This window comes from Vibrio sp. YYF0003 (assembly GCF_036350715.1).
In the GTDB taxonomy this organism is placed as follows: Bacteria; Pseudomonadota; Gammaproteobacteria; order Enterobacterales; family Vibrionaceae; genus Vibrio; species Vibrio natriegens.
Map to the genome: position 1 here is coordinate 89,831 of NZ_JAZDWA010000008.1, position 21,017 is coordinate 110,847.

General features: G+C 43.8%; 18 protein-coding genes and 1 other RNA gene. 13 read left to right on the forward strand and 6 right to left on the reverse strand.

The genetic code is table 11. The features are described 5' to 3' along the window. Window positions 1-149 precede the first annotated feature (149 nt). Window positions 150-746 (reverse strand): nucleotide exchange factor GrpE, encoded by a 597-nt coding sequence (grpE, locus tag V1U08_RS19805; RefSeq protein ID WP_020333678.1) that lies wholly within the window; start codon window positions 744-746, stop codon window positions 150-152. Window positions 747-892: 146 nt separating this feature from the next. Between grpE and nadK the strand changes: the two genes are divergently transcribed. The 3 genes from nadK (at window position 893) to bamE (ending at window position 4,343) form a co-directional block, all read left to right on the forward strand. Next, complete coding sequence (gene nadK, locus V1U08_RS19810; protein WP_014230981.1) at window positions 893-1,777, forward strand: NAD(+) kinase; 885 nt, start codon at window positions 893-895, stop codon at window positions 1,775-1,777. A gap of 296 nt (window positions 1,778-2,073) precedes the next feature. Continuing rightward, entirely contained in the window at window positions 2,074-3,738 is a 1,665-nt protein-coding gene (gene recN, locus V1U08_RS19815; protein ID WP_330471299.1) for a DNA repair protein RecN, read from the forward strand. A 245-nt stretch (window positions 3,739-3,983) separates the two neighbouring features. Beyond that, window positions 3,984-4,343, forward strand: a complete 360-nt coding sequence (bamE, locus tag V1U08_RS19820; RefSeq protein ID WP_014230979.1) for an outer membrane protein assembly factor BamE — start codon at window positions 3,984-3,986, stop codon at window positions 4,341-4,343. Window positions 4,344-4,405: 62 nt separating this feature from the next. Here bamE and V1U08_RS19825 read toward each other — a convergent pair whose 3' ends face one another. Then, entirely contained in the window at window positions 4,406-4,759 is a 354-nt protein-coding gene (locus V1U08_RS19825) for an RnfH family protein (RefSeq protein ID WP_014230978.1), read from the reverse strand. Further along, on the reverse strand, window positions 4,749-5,192 hold the full coding sequence (locus V1U08_RS19830; RefSeq protein ID WP_014230977.1) for an SRPBCC family protein: 444 nt from the start codon (window positions 5,190-5,192) through the stop codon (window positions 4,749-4,751). Before V1U08_RS19830 ends, V1U08_RS19825 begins: the two co-directional genes overlap by 11 nt. Before the next feature lie 118 nt (window positions 5,193-5,310). Here V1U08_RS19830 and smpB point away from each other — a divergent pair, with 118 nt between their 5' ends. Both smpB and ssrA read left to right on the forward strand, forming a co-directional pair. Further along, a complete protein-coding gene (gene smpB, locus V1U08_RS19835) occupies window positions 5,311-5,796 on the forward strand; it encodes an SsrA-binding protein SmpB (RefSeq protein WP_014230976.1) in 486 nt (161 codons plus the stop codon). Window positions 5,797-5,863: 67 nt separating this feature from the next. Then, window positions 5,864-6,231, forward strand: a transfer-messenger RNA (tmRNA) gene (gene ssrA, locus V1U08_RS19840). A gap of 221 nt (window positions 6,232-6,452) precedes the next feature. Here the strand turns inward: ssrA and V1U08_RS19845 are convergent. Both V1U08_RS19845 and V1U08_RS19850 read right to left on the reverse strand, forming a co-directional pair. Next, window positions 6,453-7,106, reverse strand: a complete 654-nt coding sequence (locus V1U08_RS19845) for a response regulator (protein WP_020333677.1) — start codon at window positions 7,104-7,106, stop codon at window positions 6,453-6,455. Then, on the reverse strand, window positions 7,096-7,776 hold the full coding sequence (locus V1U08_RS19850; RefSeq protein WP_065302009.1) for a sensor histidine kinase: 681 nt from the start codon (window positions 7,774-7,776) through the stop codon (window positions 7,096-7,098). Before V1U08_RS19850 ends, V1U08_RS19845 begins: the two co-directional genes overlap by 11 nt. Before the next feature lie 662 nt (window positions 7,777-8,438). On the opposite strand from V1U08_RS19850, the gene V1U08_RS19855 reads away from it, so the two are divergent. The 3 genes from V1U08_RS19855 to V1U08_RS19865 all read left to right on the forward strand — a co-directional run bounded on the left by V1U08_RS19855 (window position 8,439) and on the right by V1U08_RS19865 (window position 13,517). Next, window positions 8,439-9,059: a hypothetical protein gene (locus tag V1U08_RS19855; protein WP_065302008.1), complete on the forward strand. Its 621-nt coding sequence runs from the start codon at window positions 8,439-8,441 to the stop codon at window positions 9,057-9,059. Continuing rightward, window positions 9,059-11,512 (forward strand): hypothetical protein, encoded by a 2,454-nt coding sequence (locus V1U08_RS19860; protein WP_065302007.1) that lies wholly within the window; start codon window positions 9,059-9,061, stop codon window positions 11,510-11,512. Before V1U08_RS19855 ends, V1U08_RS19860 begins: the two co-directional genes overlap by 1 nt. A 178-nt stretch (window positions 11,513-11,690) precedes the next feature. Beyond that, complete coding sequence (locus tag V1U08_RS19865; protein WP_243976113.1) at window positions 11,691-13,517, forward strand: S8 family serine peptidase; 1,827 nt, start codon at window positions 11,691-11,693, stop codon at window positions 13,515-13,517. A 191-nt stretch (window positions 13,518-13,708) separates the two neighbouring features. Here V1U08_RS19865 and V1U08_RS19870 read toward each other — a convergent pair whose 3' ends face one another. Beyond that, window positions 13,709-14,533 (reverse strand): helix-turn-helix domain-containing protein, encoded by an 825-nt coding sequence (locus tag V1U08_RS19870; protein WP_014230970.1) that lies wholly within the window; start codon window positions 14,531-14,533, stop codon window positions 13,709-13,711. Window positions 14,534-14,858: 325 nt separating this feature from the next. Between V1U08_RS19870 and V1U08_RS19875 the strand changes: the two genes are divergently transcribed. The 5 genes from V1U08_RS19875 (at window position 14,859) to rhaD (ending at window position 20,824) form a co-directional block, all read left to right on the forward strand. Next, window positions 14,859-16,580: a purine-cytosine permease family protein gene (locus tag V1U08_RS19875; RefSeq protein WP_014230969.1), complete on the forward strand. Its 1,722-nt coding sequence runs from the start codon at window positions 14,859-14,861 to the stop codon at window positions 16,578-16,580. 12 nt (window positions 16,581-16,592) lie between these two features. After that, window positions 16,593-16,916 (forward strand): L-rhamnose mutarotase, encoded by a 324-nt coding sequence (gene rhaM, locus V1U08_RS19880; RefSeq protein WP_014230968.1) that lies wholly within the window; start codon window positions 16,593-16,595, stop codon window positions 16,914-16,916. A 313-nt stretch (window positions 16,917-17,229) separates the two neighbouring features. After that, a complete protein-coding gene (gene rhaB / locus V1U08_RS19885) occupies window positions 17,230-18,675 on the forward strand; it encodes a rhamnulokinase (RefSeq protein WP_330471300.1) in 1,446 nt (481 codons plus the stop codon). 11 nt (window positions 18,676-18,686) lie between these two features. Next, complete coding sequence (locus tag V1U08_RS19890; protein ID WP_065296401.1) at window positions 18,687-19,946, forward strand: L-rhamnose isomerase; 1,260 nt, start codon at window positions 18,687-18,689, stop codon at window positions 19,944-19,946. A 77-nt stretch (window positions 19,947-20,023) separates the two neighbouring features. Beyond that, complete coding sequence (rhaD, locus tag V1U08_RS19895) at window positions 20,024-20,824, forward strand: rhamnulose-1-phosphate aldolase (RefSeq protein ID WP_065296400.1); 801 nt, start codon at window positions 20,024-20,026, stop codon at window positions 20,822-20,824. Window positions 20,825-21,017 lie beyond the last annotated feature (193 nt).

Consider the following 21,017-nt stretch of genomic DNA (forward strand, 5'->3'; position numbering starts at 1 on the left):
AGAGAAATAATCCCCAATAAGAAAATATTTGAAGAAGATCAACTTTCAATTTCTAAGGGAAAAAATAAAACAGTGCAATTGATGGAATAAAAAAATGCCCATCACCAATGTGATGGGCATTTTCAAATTGTTTTCAGCGGTAGTAAAGCTTACTTAGCAACCATAACCATTGCTGGACGAACAACACGGCCGTTTAGTTCGTAACCTTTTTGCATAACGAACATAACCGTGTTTGATTCGTGATCCGGGCTCTCTTGGATAGACATAGCCTGATGGAATTCAGGGTTGAATGCCTCGCCTTCTGGATTAATTTCCTTCAGGCCAAATTTAGAAACCACATCAACGAAGGTTTTGTGAGTCAGTTCCACACCTTCAAGAATCGGCTTAATGACCTCATTTTCTGTGTCTGCCGCCTGAATTGCGCGCTCTAAGTTGTCAATAACAGGAAGCAGTTCCTCTGCGAACTTGTTCAGAGCGTATTTACGCGCTTTATCGATCTCTTGTTCGGTACGACGACGCATGTTCTCGACATCAGCTTTTGCACGCAGAACCGCGTCTTGCTGATCTTTCACTTTTGTCTCGCTAGACAGTAGTGCTGCTTCTAGTTGAGCAATTTTAGCGTCTTTCTCGTCACCAACTTCTTCCAGCTCCGCTTCAGCTTCTTGAGCTGCTGCTTCCACTTTCTCAGCCTCTTCGATGATTTGATCAAGCTCTTCTTCTGTAACTTTGTTTTCTTCGTTGCTCATGATATCTCCAGAATTCAACGTAATGCCCTTCAAGCCATGCGTTTTTTTGCGGGCTTTAAACACATAAAAATTCGCATATTTAGGTAACTTGCCATTATTATGGGGATGAAGATTCCTGATTCAAGCCTCTTTAATGCGGAAATGCTATGAAAAATCCATGTAACGTGATCGCGATTATCGGTAAACCTAGAGATCAACAAGCTATTCAGACTCATAGTGAGCTGTACCAATGGCTGACATCAGAAGGTTACCAAGTATTTATTGACGATCGTCTTACTGCAATTTTAGACGAGATCCCGCCAAAGCAGTTTGCGAGCTTAGTTGAGCTAGGACAAAACGCAGATCTGGCGATTGTGGTCGGTGGTGACGGTAATATGCTCGGAGCCGCACGAATTTTATCTCGTTTTGACGTTCCCGTAATTGGTGTCAACAGAGGTAACTTAGGCTTTCTGACGGATTTAAATCCAGATGATTTCCAAGCCGCCCTTAAAGCTGTACTGGACGGTGAGTATATTGAAGAAGAGCGCTTTCTACTTGAAGCTGAAGTGCATCGACATGGCCAAATTAAAAGTCACAACGCCGCTTTAAACGAAGCTGTACTCCACCCTGGCCAAATCGCACATATGATTGAATTTGAAGTTTATATCGATGAAAGCTTCGCTTTTTCATTGCGTGCAGATGGCTTAATCGTATCGACTCCGACAGGTTCTACCGCCTACTCGCTTTCTGGTGGTGGTCCAATTCTTTCACCAAGCTTGAACGCGATCTCTTTGGTACCGATGTTCCCTCACACACTTTCCAGCCGACCTTTAGTCGTCGATGGTAACCGCCGTATCAAATTGCTGGTATCTCCAGAAAACCGTGGCACGCAAGAAGTCAGTTGTGATGGCCAGGTATCTTTGCCTGTTTCTCCGGGCGACGAGATCCACATTTACCAGAGCCCGAATGTGCTCAAACTTGTTCATCCAAAAGACTACAGTTACTACCACGTTCTGAGAAACAAACTAGGCTGGTCGAGCAAGCTCTTTTAACCTCTGTTATTCTATTTACAAACGCAGGTATCCACATGCCTGCGTTTTAATCTCTGTAGTTAGAAAGCATTAAAACCTCCCAATTACCGTCGGCTATCTTCCTAAGTCCTTTTATTCAATATCCCCCTAACTCTTTCAATTTAAATAAGTCGTTGTCTCTCATCGACGTGTTTTTCCTAACCCATCACAAAAATCCATTTCACCAACAAAAAATTTAAAGACCACCTTTACTGTATGAACAAACAGTATATACTGTTTTCTTATACAGTATTGTTCAGTTATACAGGTAAATAAAAATGCTGGCTCATCTAAGTGTTAATAATTTTGCGATTGTTAAGTCTTTACAACTCGAGCTGTCTAAGGGCATGACCACCATTACGGGTGAGACAGGTGCGGGTAAATCTATTGCTATTGATGCGCTCGGTCTCTGCTTAGGTGGGCGTGCTGATGCAGGCATGGTTCGACAAGGTGAAGAAAAAACCGAAGTGAGTGCCGCTTTTTTACTGGATAACAACTTACATGCAACGCGTTGGCTAGAAGATAATGATCTGCTCGATGGCAGTGAGTGTATTTTACGTCGCATCATTACAAAAGAAGGCCGTTCAAGAGCTTTCATTAATGGCAGTCCGGTACCACTTTCACAACTCAAATCTCTCGGACAGCTTCTGATCAATATTCATGGTCAACATGCCCATCACCAGTTGATGAAAAGTGATCATCAAATGGCCATGCTGGATCAATATGCGGGTCACCTTAATCTACTAAAAAGTACTCGCAGTGCCTATCAGCACTGGCGTCAGGCAGACAACAACCTCAAGCAACTAAAGGAAAACAGCCAACAGAATCAGGCACAAAAGCAGTTGCTTGAATACCAAATCAAAGAACTGAATGAGTTATCGCTAGGTGAAGAAGAATTTGCAGAACTCGAACAAGAGCACAAACGACTGTCCAATAGCGGTGAACTCGCCGCTACCTGTCAACAAGCCATCGAACTTATTTACGAAGGTGAAGAAGTCAATGCGCTTGGTATTTTGCAATCGGCCAATCACTCCCTGATTCAATTAGCTGAGTTAGATGAAAAATTAGCAGAACTGCCAAATATGCTGGCAGAAGCCATGATTCAGTTGGAGGAAACCAAAAACGAACTCCGCAGCTACCTTGACGGCATTGATGTCGATCCGGGTCGCATGGCTTATGTGGAAGAACGTTTCTCCAAAGTCATGTCTATGGCACGTAAACATCATGTTATGCCAGAGGAACTTTACCAGCATCATCAAGACCTTCTGGCCCAAATAGAAGCCTTAGATTGTTCTGATGAACGATTGGATGAACTCGCACAGGAAGTAGAACAAAAGTATCAAAGCTTCTTAACTGCAGCGGAAAAATTACATAAATCACGCAGTCGTTACGCTAAAGAACTGAATAAACTAATTAGCCAAAGCATGCACGAACTAAGCATGGAAAAAGCGGTGTTCAGCATTGAAGTTAATAACGATAATGCCCATCCTTCTCCATTGGGTATGGACAGTGTTTGCTTCCTGGTTTCAACAAACCCGGGCCAGCCACTGCAACCAATCGCTAAAGTCGCGTCCGGTGGTGAGCTATCACGTATCTCGCTAGCCATTCAAGTCATCACCGCTCAGAAAGTCGATACTCCAAGCCTCATCTTCGATGAAGTCGATGTAGGTATCAGTGGCCCGACCGCCGCCGTAGTAGGTAAAATGCTGCGTAAATTGGGAGAGTCAACTCAGGTACTGTGTGTCACTCACCTTCCTCAAGTGGCAGGTTGTGGACATCAGCAAATGTTTGTAGCAAAGCAGACTAAAAAAGGTCAGACGGAAACCCAGATGCACGCTCTGGATGAGCAACAACGCGTGGCAGAATTAGCCCGTCTGCTAGGTGGCAGCCAGATCACCGACTCGACCCTTGCAAATGCTAAAGAGCTACTTATCGCCGCTTAAAAAACATTCCCTGGAGCCATGGAGAAAACATCCATGGCTTTTTGTTTTCTACTCACTTTGAACGACGTTTTGGTCTTGCATTCAAATTATCTGTCAGAATAGACACAAATGAATATCTGCCAATAAATGCAACTCAACTCAAAATTCGTTGTCAGATTCCCTACCATACGACGCATAGCTTTTTACATCTGCGTCGAGCTTGTTTATTATCAGCGCAGTATTTTAAAGGTTAGTAAGAAATTATTATGCAATTAAAGAAGTGGTTAGTTGCCGTACCATTAGCAATGACATTGCTTACAGGATGTTCGGTAGTAGAAAAACTGGTTTATCGCATTGATATCAACCAAGGCAACTATGTAGAACAAAGTGCGGTAGATAAATTAAAGTTTGGGATGACTAAAGCACAAGTTCGCTTCGTACTTGGCTCACCAATGCTTATCGAAAACGGCTATCCAAACACATGGTATTACATATACCACCATACTCCGGGCCATGGCGATCCAGTGCAAAAAGACCTTGTTGTTAATTTTGATGATCAAGGCACACTTGCTGATATTGCTGGCGACTTCCCGAAAAGTGACGCGTTTTACGAGCAAATTCAATAACAAAACCTTTATACAAAAAAACCTCCCATCTGGGAGGTTTTTTAATGTTTGGCATTTACAAGTTAATCGCTTTTACGCATAGCGTTAGGCTTGCCACCTGTAACGGGATCAGCATTACCTGCGGCTTTAGCTTGTTCAGCACGTTTACGGCGAATCTCTTTGGGATCGGCGAGAAGCGGACGATAAATCTCTATACGGTCTCTGTCGCGTACAGTGGCATCCAATTTTACATTGCGGCTAAAGACACCAACTTTATTCTTCGATAAATCAATCTCCGGGTACAACTCAAGTACGCCAGATTGACTAATAATCTCTTCCACCGTTTCGTGTTTGTTCACAACTAAATTGAACACACGTTGCTCATGCGGTAAGGCGTAAACGACCTCAACATGAATCATGTCTGATTCAATACTCATAACACTCGTATACCTGTTTCGCGCGTTTTGTAAAAGCATTGACCATGTTACTGGTTAACTCATTAAAAATCTTACCAAAGGCCATTTCAATCATTTTACTAGAGAATTCAAATTCAAGCTTAAGTTCAACCTTACATGCTTGCTCATCTAGTGCAGTAAAAAACCAGCCACCACGTAGCGTCTTAAAAGGACCATCGACCAGATTCATCATAATGGACTGACCAGGAATAAGTTCATTAGACGTGGTAAAGGTTTTACTGATCCCAGCTTTCGCGACATCCACAGAAGCCACCATACCATCGCCAGAAGCGTCAATGATTCTGGAACCTGAACAACCAGGCAGAAACTCTGGGTACTTAGCAACATCATTGACCAGATCAAACATCTGCTCTGCACTAAACGACACCAACGCAGAACGGCTGATTTGCTTCATACTTACTCCTATCGATACATGTCCAGATGAAAAGCGAGCCCCAATTTTACTTTTATTCCGCGATTGCGCAAATAAAAGGATTTCCTAACCGATATCCAAGCCGTATAATGACGCCATTATGGCAAAGAAAAAATCAAAACAAAAAGCGGGTAGTAACACTATCGCGCTGAACAAAAAAGCTCGCCACGAATATTTTATCGAAGATGAAATCGAAGCTGGCATGGAGCTCCAAGGTTGGGAAGTGAAAGCCCTTCGCCAAGGTAAAGCCAATATTTCTGAAAGTTACGTATTTATGCGTGACGGTGAAGCCTTTGTGAGTGGCATGACAATCACTCCTTTGAATCAGGCATCGACACATGTAGTGGCGAACCCTACTCGTGTGCGTAAACTACTCATGAGTCGTCGCGAACTTGATAACCTACTCGGACGTGTTAACCGTGAAGGTATGACGTTAACGGCACTCTCTCTGTACTGGTCTCGCTCTTGGGTGAAACTAAAAATCGGCGTAGCAAAAGGTAAAAAGCTGCACGATAAACGTACGGATTTAAAAGAAAAAGATTGGGCAAGAGAAAAAGCGCGCGTAATGAAGAGTTCACTGCGTTAATCTTGACCACTTAAACGCATAGTGCTGGACAGCTAATACTTTTCTGTTACTATGCGAACAATACCTTGGGGCTGATTTAGGATTCGACGGGAATTCAGAAGTCTGAGGTGCATGCCGAGGTGCGGTAGGCCTCGTTAACAAACCGCAAAAAAATAGTCGCAAACGACGAAAACTACGCACTAGCAGCTTAATACCCTGCTCAGAGCCTCTTTGCCCTAGCTTCCGCTTGTAAGACGGGGAATAACAAAGAGTCAAACCCAAACTAGCTAGCCCGGATTCTCCCGCCTGAGAGATGAACGGCGAATTATAATTCAGGATAGTCATTCATTAGCGTGTCGGTTCGCAGGTGGGTGGTGAATTTAAAGATCGACTAAGCATGTAGTACCAATGATGAAAGGTTTTCGGACGGGGGTTCAACTCCCCCCAGCTCCACCAAACGTTTGGAAAGGGCGATAACTCCTAGAGTTATCGCCCTTTTTGTTTTTTTATTATTGTTTTGTGCCAACTGAACTAAAAGGGTTACCGAAATACTTTGCATCCACTGGGTGGCAGCGTTGCTCTCAGTAGCGCCCTTTTCGTTGTTGTTCTTAACATTCCCCCTTTTACCAAAAGCATCATACTCTTTGCATTAGGAGGAATGATTCACAGCCTGGTACTCACGTTGTTGGAACCAAGAGCTTGTTCTCAATGGCAAAGCGAACAAGATTTGGAATATCTTTAATATTCAACTTCTTCATGATGTTGGATCTGTGTGTTTCAACGGTTTTGATACTAATGCATGTATCGTCAGCTATTTTGTTTGTGGAATACCCTTCGACGATTAGCTGAAGTATTTGCCGCTGTCTGCTTGTCAGTAAATCCAAAGGTACTGCATCTTGCGTTTTTCCTAGCAAGTCCTTGAGCATAGGCTTGTCGATTTTTTGGCTGATATAGCTTCCACCACTCATAACGGATCCAACCGCTAGCTCCAGCTCTTCCACTGCAGAATCTTTAAGTAAATAACCTTGAGCACCATTTCTTAAGCATCTTGCAACATACTCAATATTTTTATGCATCGATAGCATAAGGATGTTAATTGGTATCTTGTGCTTTCGGATCATACTAATCAGCTCTATTCCATTGATCCCCTTAATTGAGACGTCCAGAATAAGTAGGTCTGGTTTAGACTTTTTCAGATTTGGGATCAAGTTGAGCCCCGTTCCACTTTCACCAACCACTTCAACACTTGATAAGGTGTTTAAAATACTGCATATACCCGCTCTGACGATATCATGGTCATCAACAATAAATACTCTACTCTTATAGATCATATTTAAATTCCGCCAATATTCTTGTTCCAGTATTTAGCTCTGATTGGATATGGATTTTTCCGTTGTGACGCCTAGCCCTTTCCTCCATACCCAGCAATCCTAGGTGTAGGTTGGTGTTTACTTTGCGCTTTATGCTGGTTATTTCAAAACCATTACCATTATCCGAGATAGATACTGTTACTTTTTCTCTGTCAAAGTCTAAATTAACGAAGATGTTGGTCGCGTTAGCGTGGCGGATTGCATTATTTACGGCTTCTTGGATTATTCTGAACACGTCAACTTTTAATTGTTGACTGACATCAGGGAAGTTATTTCTATATTTAAAATCTATTTTATTCTCTTGAGATATAGACATTTTTTCAAGAAGACGTTTAATTGCATCAATAAAACATAGCTCACTAATAACACCGGGTCTTAACTCGGCAGATTTATGGCGAACTTTCTCTATAATGTCTTCAATTAACTCTATTGAGTCATTGACGCGGTCACTACGATTACAACACTCCTTCCGGTGCAATTGTAAGTTGATTTGAATAGCGGTTAATATCTGCCCGAGATCGTCATGCAGTTCCCTAGATATACTTGCTCTTTCTTCCTCCTTACTGTTTTGTAATTTTTGATTAAGAAAACGTATCCATCTATCTGGATCTTCAAAACTTACACAATCCATGTGGCTCTTACCCCGATTCATAGAACCATTTTACTAGCAAAAAACTTAACACTCTACTAAACTAGTGCGCTAGTACACTTACAAATTATATGCTTCTATAGAGTGATGCATTAATCCTTTAATGCATTGATTAACATTTGAATAACACCATTATTTTTTTACATCAACTTAAATAAATAGAAGAAGAACCATTATTTTCACAGCAATAAGTAGTGATAAATCTATTTTTATCGAACTACTATTCCCTGAAATAAATAATTTTTGATAATTCCAACTAATTATAGGGAGAAAAATAGATATTTATAACACTCAAATTTCAATTGGCAATCGCTATTTTATGGAAGCAAGGTCAACACTTGCGTAGATTAAAATCTGAGCAAGAGCTCTAGCCTTAAAAAGCAGATAAAAAGAGAGGAAAATTCACCATAACGGTTATCCCTTTCAAAAACAAGCATATATCTAATAACAGTGCATATGTAGCCCGTAATATTCCCATCTACCCTTCAAACAATCCCTTTGTAAATAAAGCCATCATGGTTTTGTAGTTTTTAAAAAATCAGGGAATCCCTGATATCGCAATTTAATACCATTCGCTATTTTGATTCGATGGTAGAGGATCTACCTGAATAAATTGCTAAAAAATATATAGTCAAGGATAACTAATGAAACTCAGATCAAAGATGGCTGTGCTGCTATCAGCGTTTACGCTGTTTGCACCTATCGCACAAGCAGCCCAACTCCAATCGCAAAACCTTAAGCAACTCATTGCCGAATCTGAAAGCATTATTTCAGGTCAGGTTCAAACCGTCACTGATGGCATTTCTGATCAGGGCTTACCGTACACAGAAGTTACTATCAAAGTTAGCGACGCGGCATTAGGTAAACACGCCGAAGGTTCTGAATACACGTTTCGTCAATTTGGCTTACTAAAGCCTCGTACTCTGCCAAATGGCAACCAAATGCTAGCGGTAGCACCAGAAGGCTTCCCTCGCTGGAACCAAGATGAAGTCGTTGTCGTATTTATGCATAAACCAGCATCACTTACTGGTCTTCAAACAACGGCAGGCATGGCTAACGGTAAATTCGTCATCCAAGGTGGCAAAGTAGTAAATGAGTTTGATAACCAAGGCATTTTCGAAAACCTAGAGTTTGCTGAAGGCGCGCTTGCTCCATCTGAGCAACAAATGGTGAATACAGAAGGTGCTTACAACGCAGTGGCTTTCATGAGCCTACTAGGTAAAGCAGTGTCAGAGCAATGGATCAGCAATGGGAAGATGAAATAATGAAACACAGTACATTAACAGTTGCGATTGCCGCTCTACTCTCTGCAGGTGCCGTTCAAGCAGGTGGTCCACTATATACGACAGAGGATGGTAACCCGACACCTTTCCTATGGGACACGTCTAATGGCTCTATTCCAGTCTATGTTGACGGCGGCGACGCTTTTACTTACGACTACGACGGTTCAGTATTTTTATCGATTGAGCGAGCACAGCAAATAACTCAATTTGCTTTCAGTCAATGGAATAATGTTAAAACTTCTACATTCCAAGCAGATGTAGCGGGCACCATTGAAGAACAAACGGGTATCGCTGACGTAGATGGATCTAACGCCCTTCAGTTTTATACTCAGCAGAATGGCTACGGCTTCTGGATGCTTTACGATACAGATGGCAGCATCCTAGAAAACGTGTTCGGTGTTCCTAAAACTGCAGTACTGGGTATCGCCTTCCCTGAGATTGCGGACGGAAACAACGTGATTATCGAAGCAACAGCGGTAATCAATGGCTGGAACGTGTACGCCAACGATAATGCAGGTCTCCAAATTGCTGGCGTGTTCACTCATGAAATCGGGCACGCAATTAACTTATCTCACTCTCAAACGAATGGCCATATTGGTTACAGAAGTAACCCTTCTTCACCATTATTCCCAGGTGTGAAAGGCTGTAACGTAGAAGCAGTTCATGCGCATGATACGGGTAACTGGTATTTAGGTGAGATTAACCGCGCCGACCCAGAAGTGATTGAGACTATGTACCCGTTCATCGGTCACCACGGTGCAGGAGCGGTAGCACAAAGTACGGTTAACATCACTGATGACCGCGTGGCCATCTCTAACCTTTACCCTACTCAAGAGTACTTGAGCCAATTTGGCTCTATTGAAGGTACGCTTCGCTTAAAAGACGGCTCTACTGAATACAGCGGTGTAAATATCATCGCTCGTAACATCGATGATCCTTTATTTGATGCGGTATCAGCACAGTCAGGTAACTTGACACAAGGTAAAGTCGGTCCTGATGGCTACTTTAAAATTAATGGTCTGACTCCTGGCCAAAGCTATGTACTTTACACCGAAGAAATCAACAGCGGTGCTTATCCTACCGCTACATCTGAGATCCTATCGGTCGCGGAATACTGGAACGACAACGAAAGCAGCAACCCAGCGTCTGATGATCCATGTGACGTAACACCAATCGTTGCGGAAGCAGGCCAAACCAAAACAGCGGACTTAGTGTTTAACGGCTATCAAGATGGTGTTGACTTCAAACAAGTGGTTTATGCACACCTAAGTGACTTAGCAAAAAATGGTAAGTCTTCAATAGGTATGGCAGGCAGCACTCCATTTATTTGGGATGAAAGTAAAGGCTTTAAGCTTCTTCCTGATTATCTAAGCACTGGCTCAGCCAAAATGAGCGCAAATGGTAACAAACTTCTGGTCAACTCTGATCACGACAGAAACGGGATTAATGCACCAGTTATCTGGACGGATGCAAATGGTGTAATGCCATTAGGTGACCTTACGGGCAATGCGTGTGGTGGGTCAAGTGAGCAAGGTAAATCAGCAGCAACAGGTTGGGATATTGATGCATCAGGAAATACGGTAGTTGGTACCGCTTATAAAGATGCTGATGGTAATGGAACCTGTACTACTTACTTTACCGGTGATGTTGTGCCGTTCATCTGGACACCTAAAGAAGGTATGCGCGAGCTAGATACCAGAAATGTTGACTGGTCAAATGCAGCTTGGGCTCGTGCACATGCTGTTTCAGGTAACGGTGAAGTGGTAATGGGCGCTCTTGGCGGCTACAAAGCAGTTGCATGGGTCAATGAAGGTGAAATGATCAACCTTTATGACGCTGTTGGTGCAATGGGCGCGTACACCTCTTCTCACGATGGCAAGCAAGTAGCACTACAAACGAGAACAGGTAACGTTCTGTTGTGGGATCACACTAAAGAAGGCGATGCAGCATTTACTGATATTGGCGGCTTAGAATGGTGTAAAGATGTACCGCTAGTCATGCTAGGCAGTGACTTCTGTGAAACGCGAGGTATTGATTGGGTTCATGCTGCGATTGGTAAATACACTGGATTAATGCCTGCTGACATGAGCGACAACGGCGACGTAATCATCGGCCGCGCTGGTGATATCCGTACTGGATTCACAGGTGCAATCTATATCAAAGGCCTAGGCTGGATGAAACTGGATGAGTTCTACGCAAAACAAGGTGTATTAGAAGCTCAAGACGCCTACATGGATAACCCTATGTCACTTTCTGGCTCTGGCGCAAAAATGACAGGTGGTGTAACTGGTTATTCTGTCGCTTTCCATGTCGATATGTCTCACGTATACGTTTGTGAAAACGGTGCTTCTGTCAAAACAGGCTTCCCGAACGGATTAATTAACAAGATGAACTCTGGCGCGGAATTTGGCCGCTGTGAGCATCTAAACGATTAATTTTACGATGAAATAGCAAGGTGGCTAACAGATTGATAGCCACCTTTTTCAAAAGAAATAATTTCGACGGACACCTTATTACTCCTTAGAAAAGGAGTAATGAATAGAAGAAACACACCAAACCGCTTTGATTAAAGATCAAGTGGATAACTGGACGTTACAATCTTTAGGGATGATTATGAAAATATTAAATAAGTCGCTAATTGCAATGGGTATTTGTTTATCTTTTAGCGCGCATGCAGCCGATGACCGTTATATCATTCAAGTTGATAGCGCAAATAAAGGCGTTGTTAAAAACCTGGCCAAAAAACTGGGTGCAGATATCAATGTCGAAGGTGAAGAGTTTTTTGCCGCGACCTTCACTGGCAAAGACTTAGAAACCGTTAAAGGGCTTCTTAACAACCCACATATCCAACTTATCGAAGAAGACGCAAAGCGTAAACTGCTTAGCTACAGCGATGACATCGGTGACGCACGTGAAACTCAGTTAACTCCATATGCTGTATATCAGTCTCAAGCTGATCAACTCACTTTACAGCCTAATGACTTCATTAAAGTTTGTGTTATTGACTCTGGCTTAGACCGTTCAAACAATGACTTTGAGTGGACAAATATTACTGGCGACAACGACTCTGGCACTGGTAACTGGGATGAAAACGGCGGTCCACACGGCACGCACGTAGCTGGTACTATTGGTGCGGCAGACAACGGCTTTGGTATTATTGGTATGGCACCAGGCGTACCAATGCATATCGTTAAAGTCTTTAACTCTGATGGTTGGGGATACTCTTCAGACTTAGCGTACGCCGCAGAAAAATGTGCGGATGCTGGTTCGAATATCATCAATATGAGTTTGGGTGGCGGTGCGCCAACAACGGCAGAAGAGAATGCGTTCAAAGCCTTCACTAACGACGGCGGTTTAGTACTCGCAGCAGCAGGTAACTCTGGTAATGATGTTCTTTCATTCCCGGCAGGATACCAGTCAGTCATGATGGTCGGTGCAAACGACAATAATGATCAAATCGCGGCGTTTTCTCAGTTCCCTGAATGTACCATCGTGTACAACGGCAAGAAAGGCAAAAACAGCCAGGAAATCATTGATTCTACCTGTGTTGAAGTCACAGCAGGCGGCGTGAACACACTTTCAACTTACCCGGCAAACATGGCCTCTACGTCAGTCTTAGCGGCGGGTGAGCAAATCATTGCTTCCTCTAGTTTTACCTTTTCAGGTCAGGGTGATGTTTCAGGTGAAGTTCACTACATGGGGTTAGGCAACGCGGTTGATACCGACGCTAACGGCAAGATTTGTCTGATGGACCGTGGTGAAATCACCTTTGATGAAAAAGTACTTAACTGTGAAAACTCAGGTGGTATTGGTGCCGTTGTCGTAAACAATGTTGATGGCATGCTTAACGGTACATTGGGTGAGGCAACCACGACCTCTATTCCAGCTGTGGGTACCGACCTAAAAGATCGCGCTCTATTGCATGCATCTTCGACTATTGGTGTTGAGGTTAGCACTTCTGATTACGGCTTTATGAGCGGTACCTCAATGGCGACACCTGGCGTAGCGGGTATGGCTGCGTTACTTTGGTCAAATCATCAGGAATGTACTGGTACTCAAATCCGTGATGCACTAAAACAAACTGCGTTTGATGCAGGTGCGTCAGGCCGAGATAACTACTTCGGTTATGGCATTGTGAAAGTTGCGGATGCTAACGAATACTTGTTAGCGAATGGCTGTGATCAACAGGCAGCAGCGTACATTGAACTGGCTACGTCAACTTACACTGCAAAACAGGGTCAGAAAGTTAACCTAGAATGGTCAAACGCTACAGCACGTAAAGTAGACGTTTACCGCAACGGTGTGATTGTATCTACAACTGGTAATGATGGTTCATTTACAGATACATTAGCAAGTGACGCCTTCGGCATGTACACATATAAAGTATGTGACCAATCAAGCGGTAACTGTTCAAATCCGTCAAGTGTCTCATTTGAGTAAAGATACCTGAGCGTCAGGCAATGACGCTCACTTCTATTTTCATTTGATAGTTACCCCGGCTATCACAATCCGCTCCAATTATTTAGCCCACATAAACTAAAGACCACCCTAGGGTGGTCTTTTTATTTGTTCATTGTCTTACATCCGGATTTTATAATTAAGCCCATGCAATTAGAGGCTAGGATAAAAGATTAATTACCGGAATGGCGCATTCGTGCTTCTCGTGGTGTCTGATTAAAGACTTGCTTGAATTTAGTCGAGAAGTAATTACTGTCCTGATACCCAACCCCAAAAGCAATATCTGTAATAGATTGATCAGTGTATAGAATATCTGAAAACGCCTTGCTGGTTCGCGTATAATGTAAGTACTGATTAAAGTTCATCCCAGTCAGTTTTTTTATACTGTTTGTTAATTGACGCGATGAAAGCTTAACGGCATCCGCTACTTCTTCTATTTCATTCACTCCAGCGTAATGCTGTTGAATATGGGACAAAGCATAAATCACTTTATCATTGTTATTTAACAGATCGACGTCTTTTATTTTTCCTCGCCAAAGCTCAACAATAATCTGCTGGAAAATGAATTGAGCAATCATTCTCGACTCTTCACTATTAATATGAGACTCAATATGCAATCGATCTATTAGTTGACTCACTTGCTGTGCCGTCTTTTGATTAATAAACCAGCCCGTTTCTTTATCTGATTCACTAGGCATAAATCGCTTAAGCTCCGAGCAAACTTGGAGTTTCTCCTTTTCAAACAGGATATTACTCAAATACAGATCATCGACGGAATCAAATAGGTGACGGTCTTCTTTCTTAACAAAGCAGACGTAATTTTTGCTCAGATTCATAGGCACATCATTCATGACATGTGTACCACAACCCTCTGAAACAATAATGATTTCTTCAAAGGAGTGCGCATGCTCAGGATAAGGTTCCTGAGGAGCTCTAAGCTCGGTAGTGACCGGACTATTTGAGTTCATAAAGAACTCTCTCGATTTAAGATAGATCATTTTACACCTCTTTATTCTACGGGCTAAATGTAGAGGCTTAGACTTCTGTTTACCTAGTCGAATATCTCACTTTTGCTCACTCTTTTATTGATATTTTCAAAAGTGTGAAGGCAAAGTTGCTCACCTTAAAAAACTCACCAAAATACCCTCTTATCTATGTTAATTCTCCAAGGTTAAAATTTGCCAGGTTTGTAAGCTGACCTTAATCCTTCTGATGACAAACATTACGAACGTCAGCATTTCAGAGGGAAACGTAAAATAAAAGTTTAAACAATAAATATAAAGACATAAGAAACAAAAGCTTACGAATAGCAAGGAGACAATCATGTCTGAAACTATTACCTCTACACAAACACAAGAAACAGAAGCTGCCTTAAATGAATATGAACAAGAGCGAGTGCCCAAACATAAACTGCTTGGTTGGCGGCACTTTCTCGGCTCTTATTCCGGCGAACACGTAGCGGGTACCGAATTTGTTATCGGTGCCGCTTTTGTCGCATGGGGAGCAAGTACCTTTGATATCCTGATGGGCCTGCTAGTTGGTAACCTAATGGCAGTACTTACCTGGGCATTGATCACCGCGCCTATAGCAACCCAATCTCGATTAACAGTTTACGAATATCTGCGCAGAGTGGCTGGCCCTGGATTTAACAAAGTCTACAACGTGGTCAACGCCGTGTTGTTCTGTGCATTAGGCGGGGCAATGATTACCGTGTCAGCCTCTGCAGTACGTATTTTATTTGATATTCCAGCGCAAACTCACTGGTATCCAAATAGTGCTGCGTTTATTGCAGTTGCACTCGCAGTGGGTGCCATCGTTGTCGCCATTGCGGTACTGGGTTTTCAAAAATGTGCTCAGTTCGCAACGGTTTGTTCACCTTGGCTGCTGATTATCTTTGTGACTGGTGGCATGGTCGCCCTTCCAGCACTGAGCAACGTTGGCAATGGTGAAACCTTTACTGGGTTTGGTCAGTTCCTTTCTCTGGCGGATCAATACATCTGGACCGGACAAACACCAGATGGCTCACCATCAATGACGTTCTGGCAGATCGCAGCTTTCGCTTGGGTATGTAACCTGGCAATGCACGGTTCTCTGGGTGATATGGCGCTGCTACGTTTTGCGAAAAGCGCAAAATACGGTTACTTCTCAGCATTTGGTATGTTCTTCGGCCACTACATTGCATGGATTTGTGCTGGTGTAATGGGCGCAGGTGCCATGCTACTAATGCAAACCAGCATGTCTAACCTAGACGCAGGCGGTATCGCATACGCTGTGCTTGGTTCAACGGGTATTATTGCTGTAATCATCGCAGGTTGGACAACCTCAAACCCAACTATCTATCGCGCAGGTTTGGCGATCCAAAGTATCTTCCCGAATAAATCACGAGCATACATCACGACTATCGTTGGTGTGGTTACTGCGGTTATTGCTTGTTTCCCATTTGTATTTACTCGCCTATTAGACTTTGTAGGTTACATGGGCCTATTGCTTGCACCAGTTGGCGCGATCATCGTTTCGGAGCATTGGGTATTTAAGAAAATTGGTCTGACGCCACTATGGTCAAAATACCAAGGTAACGACCTAAACAAAGCCGCTCTTATCACTTGGGCAATTGGCGTCGTCTTCGCCGTGACTTGTGAACAGTTAGGCTTCTTGCACCTGTTCTTCCTATTCGTCCCAACTTACCTGCTATCGATGGCGATCTACATCATGCTAGCAAAATCAATGGGCGCAGGCGATGACTACACTCAGCAGGAAGCGGAGTACCAAGAAGAGCTAAAACAGCGTGAAACGTACCATGCGGAGCTAGCAAAACGCGAAGAAGCACAGCAAACAGAAGCAAAACCAGCCAGTATGCTGGAGAAGGTATCTGGCGCAGTTGCCCTGGCTTCCTTGGCTGCCATCGTGATTTCGGCACTGAACGTGTGGGGAGCTGGCGCTGACTATCAAGTCGCCTTCGAATCCTTTAAATCTTTCGCGATTTATCCGACCATCATTTACTTTATCACCGCAACCACCTGGATCACGCTACGTGATAAAGCATAGGAGACTCAGCTAGTGGAAAATCTGATTCGAAAAGCCTTTGTCATGCAGTTAAATGAAGGCTGTAAGGCGGAATACAAAAAGAGACATGACGAGATCTGGCCAGAGTTGGTGGATGTATTAAAAAGTCACGGTGGCCACAATTACTCCATCTTTCTTCATGAAGACACCAACCAGCTGTTTGGCTATGTCGAAATCGAGAACGAGGAACGCTGGCAGCAAGTTGCCGAAACGGAAGCTTGTCAGAAATGGTGGTCCTTCATGCAGGACATTATGGCAACCAACCCGGACAACTCTCCTCAATCGATTGAGTTAGATTCCGTTTTCTATCTTGCTTGAAACACACTCTAACAACCAAGCCCCGCAATTCGCGGGGCTTATTATTTTTAGCCAGCCAAATGTTACGCCCTCCCCGTTATTTCAAACAGTAAATAGCTTGAATAAATAAGAAAAACCACACCTTTTACACGCCTACTCCACTTCACTTAAACCCAGGTTTTATCTGGCCTCAACGCACGAGTTGTCAAAAGTTTGAATTACCGCAAGAGCTTCTTGAGAAAAACGCATCGAATACGTTTTTTCAGGGGGATTTTTGAAGTTATTTAGTGCGGAAAAACGGTGTAATACCTCTAAAGAACAAGAGGTGTTAATCATGATGAAGGCTGTGATTGCAATAGACCTTGGGGCGTCAAGTGGACGCGTCATGGTCGGTTATCTGAACAACGGAAAAATCGATCTCGAAGAGTTTCACCGTTTTCAAAACCAGCAAGTGATGCATGGTAATGAGTCGTGCTGGGATCTCTACTCAATCTTGGAAGAGATCAAAGTAGGCATCAATAAAGTACTTGCGACTGGAATAGAGATTACTTCTCTGGGCATTGATACCTGGGGTGTAGATTTTGTCTTGCTGGACAAGTTTGGCCGCCACCTAGGCGAGTTCGTCAGCTATCGTGATGCGCGAACTGAAGGTACGTTGGAAAAACTACTTGAAGATAGCCAACTGACACGTGAGCAAATCTATCAGCAAACTGGGATTCAGTTTCTACCGTTCAATACACTTTACCAGTTAAAAGCGATTGCTGATCAAAAACCGGAATGGTTCTCAGATATCGATACTCTGTTGTTTATTCCGGACTACCTGAACTACAAACTCAGTGGCGTTAAGCATTGTGAGTATACCAATGCGTCCACCAGCCAATTGCTGGAATGCAAAGATAAGATCTGGAACAAGCCATTACTGGATGCTTGTGGCGCGAAGATGGAATGGTTCCTGCCACCTAAAATGCCTAACCGCATTATCGGCCAATACCATGTAGGCGACATACAAATTCCGGTCTGCTCGGTAGCAAGTCACGACACCGCTTCAGCGGTAGCAGCGACCCCTATCGCACATGACACCATGGCTTACCTGAGTTCAGGCACTTGGTCTCTGGTAGGGATTGAAAGCTTCGAACCGTACACCGGTGAGCTCGCATACCAATACAACCTGACTAATGAAGGTGGAGTCGACGGTCGTTATCGCGTGCTGAAAAACATCATGGGTTTATGGCTAATTCAGCGCATCAAAGCAGAAAACCCATCACTGACTTTCCCTGATATTGCCAGTCTTGCACGTCAAGCCGAGCCGTTTAAGTACATCGTGAACCCAAATGACAACGATTTCTTAAACCCATCATCCATGACGCAAGCGATTAAAAACTGGTTTAAAAAACGTGACCTTGAAGCGCCAGAAACCCTGTCCGAAGTCATTCGCTGTATCTACGACAGCTTAGTACTGGCGTACGACAGGGTACTGACTGAGCTATCAGAAGTCACCGGCAAACCAATTACTGAATTACGCATCGTCGGTGGCGGTACACAAGACCAGTTCCTTAACCAACTTTGTGCGGATGTGTGTCAAATCAAGGTTTCGACCGAACCGACAGAAGCCTCCGCACTGGGCAACGTGATTAACCAATTTATCGCGTCCGACATTATTACCTCACTGGAAGAAGGCCGCCAAATTATCGATGCCTCTTCTGACGTGAAGAACTTTACTGCAAACCCTATTGAGGGATTGGAACAAATCAAATCCCAATTCCAACAAATTACTAAATAAGGTACCTGACCATGAGCAAAGAGCAGATCATTTCAGCTTACGAGCAAGCAAAAGCGGTTTTCGAAAAGTACGGTGTGGATACAGACAAAGCACTAGAACTACTTAACCAAACGCCAATCTCTATGCACTGCTGGCAAGGCGACGATGTACGTGGTTTTGAATCTCCAGATACGGCATTAAGTGGCGGTATCCAAGCAACAGGTAACTACCCTGGCGCAGCAAAAACGCCTGCACAACTACGTGCAGATATGGAAAAAGCCTTCTCGCTGATTCCGGGTAAAAAACGTGTCAACCTGCACGCTATCTACATTGACGCTGATGAATACGTAGAACGTGATCAAATCAAACCTGAACACTTTGCACGTTGGGTTGAGTGGGCAAAAGAGAAAGATCTTGGCCTGGACTTTAACCCGACTTTGTTCTCTCACCCGAAAGCAGATGACGGCCTGACGTTGTCTCACCCAGATGAAGAGATCCGTCAGTTCTGGATCGACCACGTAAAAGCGAGCCGTAAGATTTCTGAATACTTCGGTCGTGAGCTTGGCTCGGCTTCATTCATGAACATCTGGATTCCTGATGGCATGAAAGATCAACCCGTTGACCGCCTGTCTCCACGTGCTCGTCTACAAGACTCTCTGGATAAAGCACTGGCTGAGAAAATCGATACGGCATTCCACAAAGACGCGGTAGAAAGCAAACTGTTCGGCATAGGCGCAGAAGCGTATACGGTTGGTAGCAACGAGTTCTACTTAGCATACGCAGCAACTCGCGGTACAGCGCTATGTCTGGATGCGGGCCACTTCCACCCAACAGAAGTCATCAGTGACAAAATCAGCGCATGTTCTCTGTACGTAAACGACCTGCAACTGCACGTAACGCGTCCGGTTCGCTGGGACTCTGACCACGTGGTTTCTTTCGACGACGAAACTCAGGCGATTATGCGTGAAATCGTACGTAACAACCTGCTCGACCGCGTCGCTATCGGCCTGGACTTCTTTGATGCATCAATCAACCGCGTTGCAGCTTGGGTTATCGGCACCCGTAACGCGCAAAAAGCATTGCTAAAAGCCCTGCTAGAACCAGTAGCGCAATTAAAAGCGGCAGAAGAGTCATTCGACTACACCACTCGTTTGGGTCTAATCGAAGAAACACACTCTCTACCATGGGCAGCAGTATGGAACTACCACTGCCTACAAAACGAAGTCCCTGTTGGCTTTGATTGGATCAACGACGTGAAAGACTACGAAGCAACCATTCTGGAAACACGTTAATTCAAATCGCTCAACAACAAACAAGTCAGATTCACTATCTGGCTTGTTTGGTTAACTAGATATAAAAGGCTAATACTATGATTCAATTAAACGATGCAGTAATGCTCGAAATAGAGAAAGTCAGCGAAGTTTCTCAATACCTTTGGCAACGTGAATGGGCAGAGCGCAACGGTGGTAATATCTCTGTTGATGTGACTGATCTGTTCGATGAAATTCCTCAAGTAGACGTGCAAGAAAAAGCACTGCCACTGCAATTGCCAATCGAAAGTGCGAACCGCATTTACTACGTAAAAGGTACCGGTCAGCGTATTCGTGAATTACGTGATCCTGCCTATGCTGGTTGTGTTCTTAAGATCAATGATGCAGCTAACGGCTACCAAATTCTTTGGGGTGGTAAAGCGAGTGATGATTTCGCACCGACCTCTGAGTTCATCAGTCACATCAAGATCTTGGTTGATAAAATCAAAGCAGGCTCTGACCACAGATCAGTGGTTCACACTCACCCACTAGAGCTGATCGCTTTATCTCATCACCCAGATATCTCTAAAAGCAGCGAACTGTTCACGCATACCTGCTGGAAAATGCTGCCAGAAGTACGCGCATTCGTACCTCGTGGTATCGGTATGATCCCGTACTGCCTGCCTTCTTCAGAAGAGATGGCAGATGGCACAACCGCGTCACTGCAAGAACATGATGTCGCTATCTGGGAAAAACACGGTGCAACCGCTTCTGGCGCAGATGTTCTACAAGCATTTGATTACATTGATGTGGCAAACAAAGGTGCCAAGCTGTACCTGATGTGTACTTCAGCTGGTTATGAGCCGGAAGGTGTCACTAAAGAAAACATGGAAATCCTTAAGAAAGAATTCAACTTATAAGGTGTAAAGGTTGGCTCTTGGTGATGTAAGGGGCACAGAGAGCAAACCATCAACATCCGTTGAAGCGTAGGGGGCAAGGTCTGGTATTTATCCAGACCTTTGCTTTTTTAGCTTCCCTCGTTATTTACCTCTACTGCCACTCCAATGTCTGATTCAGTTACTTTGCTTCAACAGACAAATCCTCTACTCTGTG

Bases quoted from the DNA above. Each gene is read 5' to 3' on its own strand.
- V1U08_RS19870 (WP_014230970.1), bottom strand. From the start codon at position 14,533: ATGATCTATCTTAAATCGAGAGAGTTCTTTATGAACTCAAATAGTCCG.
- V1U08_RS19845 (WP_020333677.1), bottom strand. From the start codon at position 7,106: ATGATCTATAAGAGTAGAGTATTTATTGTTGATGACCATGATATCGTC.
- V1U08_RS19860 (WP_065302007.1), top strand. From the start codon at position 9,059: ATGAAACACAGTACATTAACAGTTGCGATTGCCGCTCTACTCTCTGCA.
- V1U08_RS19875 (WP_014230969.1), top strand. From the start codon at position 14,859: ATGTCTGAAACTATTACCTCTACACAAACACAAGAAACAGAAGCTGCC.
- rhaD (WP_065296400.1), top strand. From the start codon at position 20,024: ATGATTCAATTAAACGATGCAGTAATGCTCGAAATAGAGAAAGTCAGC.
- V1U08_RS19865 (WP_243976113.1), top strand. From the start codon at position 11,691: ATGAAAATATTAAATAAGTCGCTAATTGCAATGGGTATTTGTTTATCT.
- grpE (WP_020333678.1), bottom strand. From the start codon at position 746: ATGAGCAACGAAGAAAACAAAGTTACAGAAGAAGAGCTTGATCAAATC.
- recN (WP_330471299.1), top strand. From the start codon at position 2,074: ATGCTGGCTCATCTAAGTGTTAATAATTTTGCGATTGTTAAGTCTTTA.
- V1U08_RS19890 (WP_065296401.1), top strand. From the start codon at position 18,687: ATGAGCAAAGAGCAGATCATTTCAGCTTACGAGCAAGCAAAAGCGGTT.
- V1U08_RS19855 (WP_065302008.1), top strand. From the start codon at position 8,439: ATGAAACTCAGATCAAAGATGGCTGTGCTGCTATCAGCGTTTACGCTG.
- V1U08_RS19825 (WP_014230978.1), bottom strand. From the start codon at position 4,759: ATGAGTATTGAATCAGACATGATTCATGTTGAGGTCGTTTACGCCTTA.
- bamE (WP_014230979.1), top strand. From the start codon at position 3,984: ATGCAATTAAAGAAGTGGTTAGTTGCCGTACCATTAGCAATGACATTG.
- V1U08_RS19850 (WP_065302009.1), bottom strand. From the start codon at position 7,776: ATGGATTGTGTAAGTTTTGAAGATCCAGATAGATGGATACGTTTTCTT.
- nadK (WP_014230981.1), top strand. From the start codon at position 893: ATGAAAAATCCATGTAACGTGATCGCGATTATCGGTAAACCTAGAGAT.
- smpB (WP_014230976.1), top strand. From the start codon at position 5,311: ATGGCAAAGAAAAAATCAAAACAAAAAGCGGGTAGTAACACTATCGCG.
- rhaB (WP_330471300.1), top strand. From the start codon at position 17,230: ATGATGAAGGCTGTGATTGCAATAGACCTTGGGGCGTCAAGTGGACGC.
- V1U08_RS19830 (WP_014230977.1), bottom strand. From the start codon at position 5,192: ATGAAGCAAATCAGCCGTTCTGCGTTGGTGTCGTTTAGTGCAGAGCAG.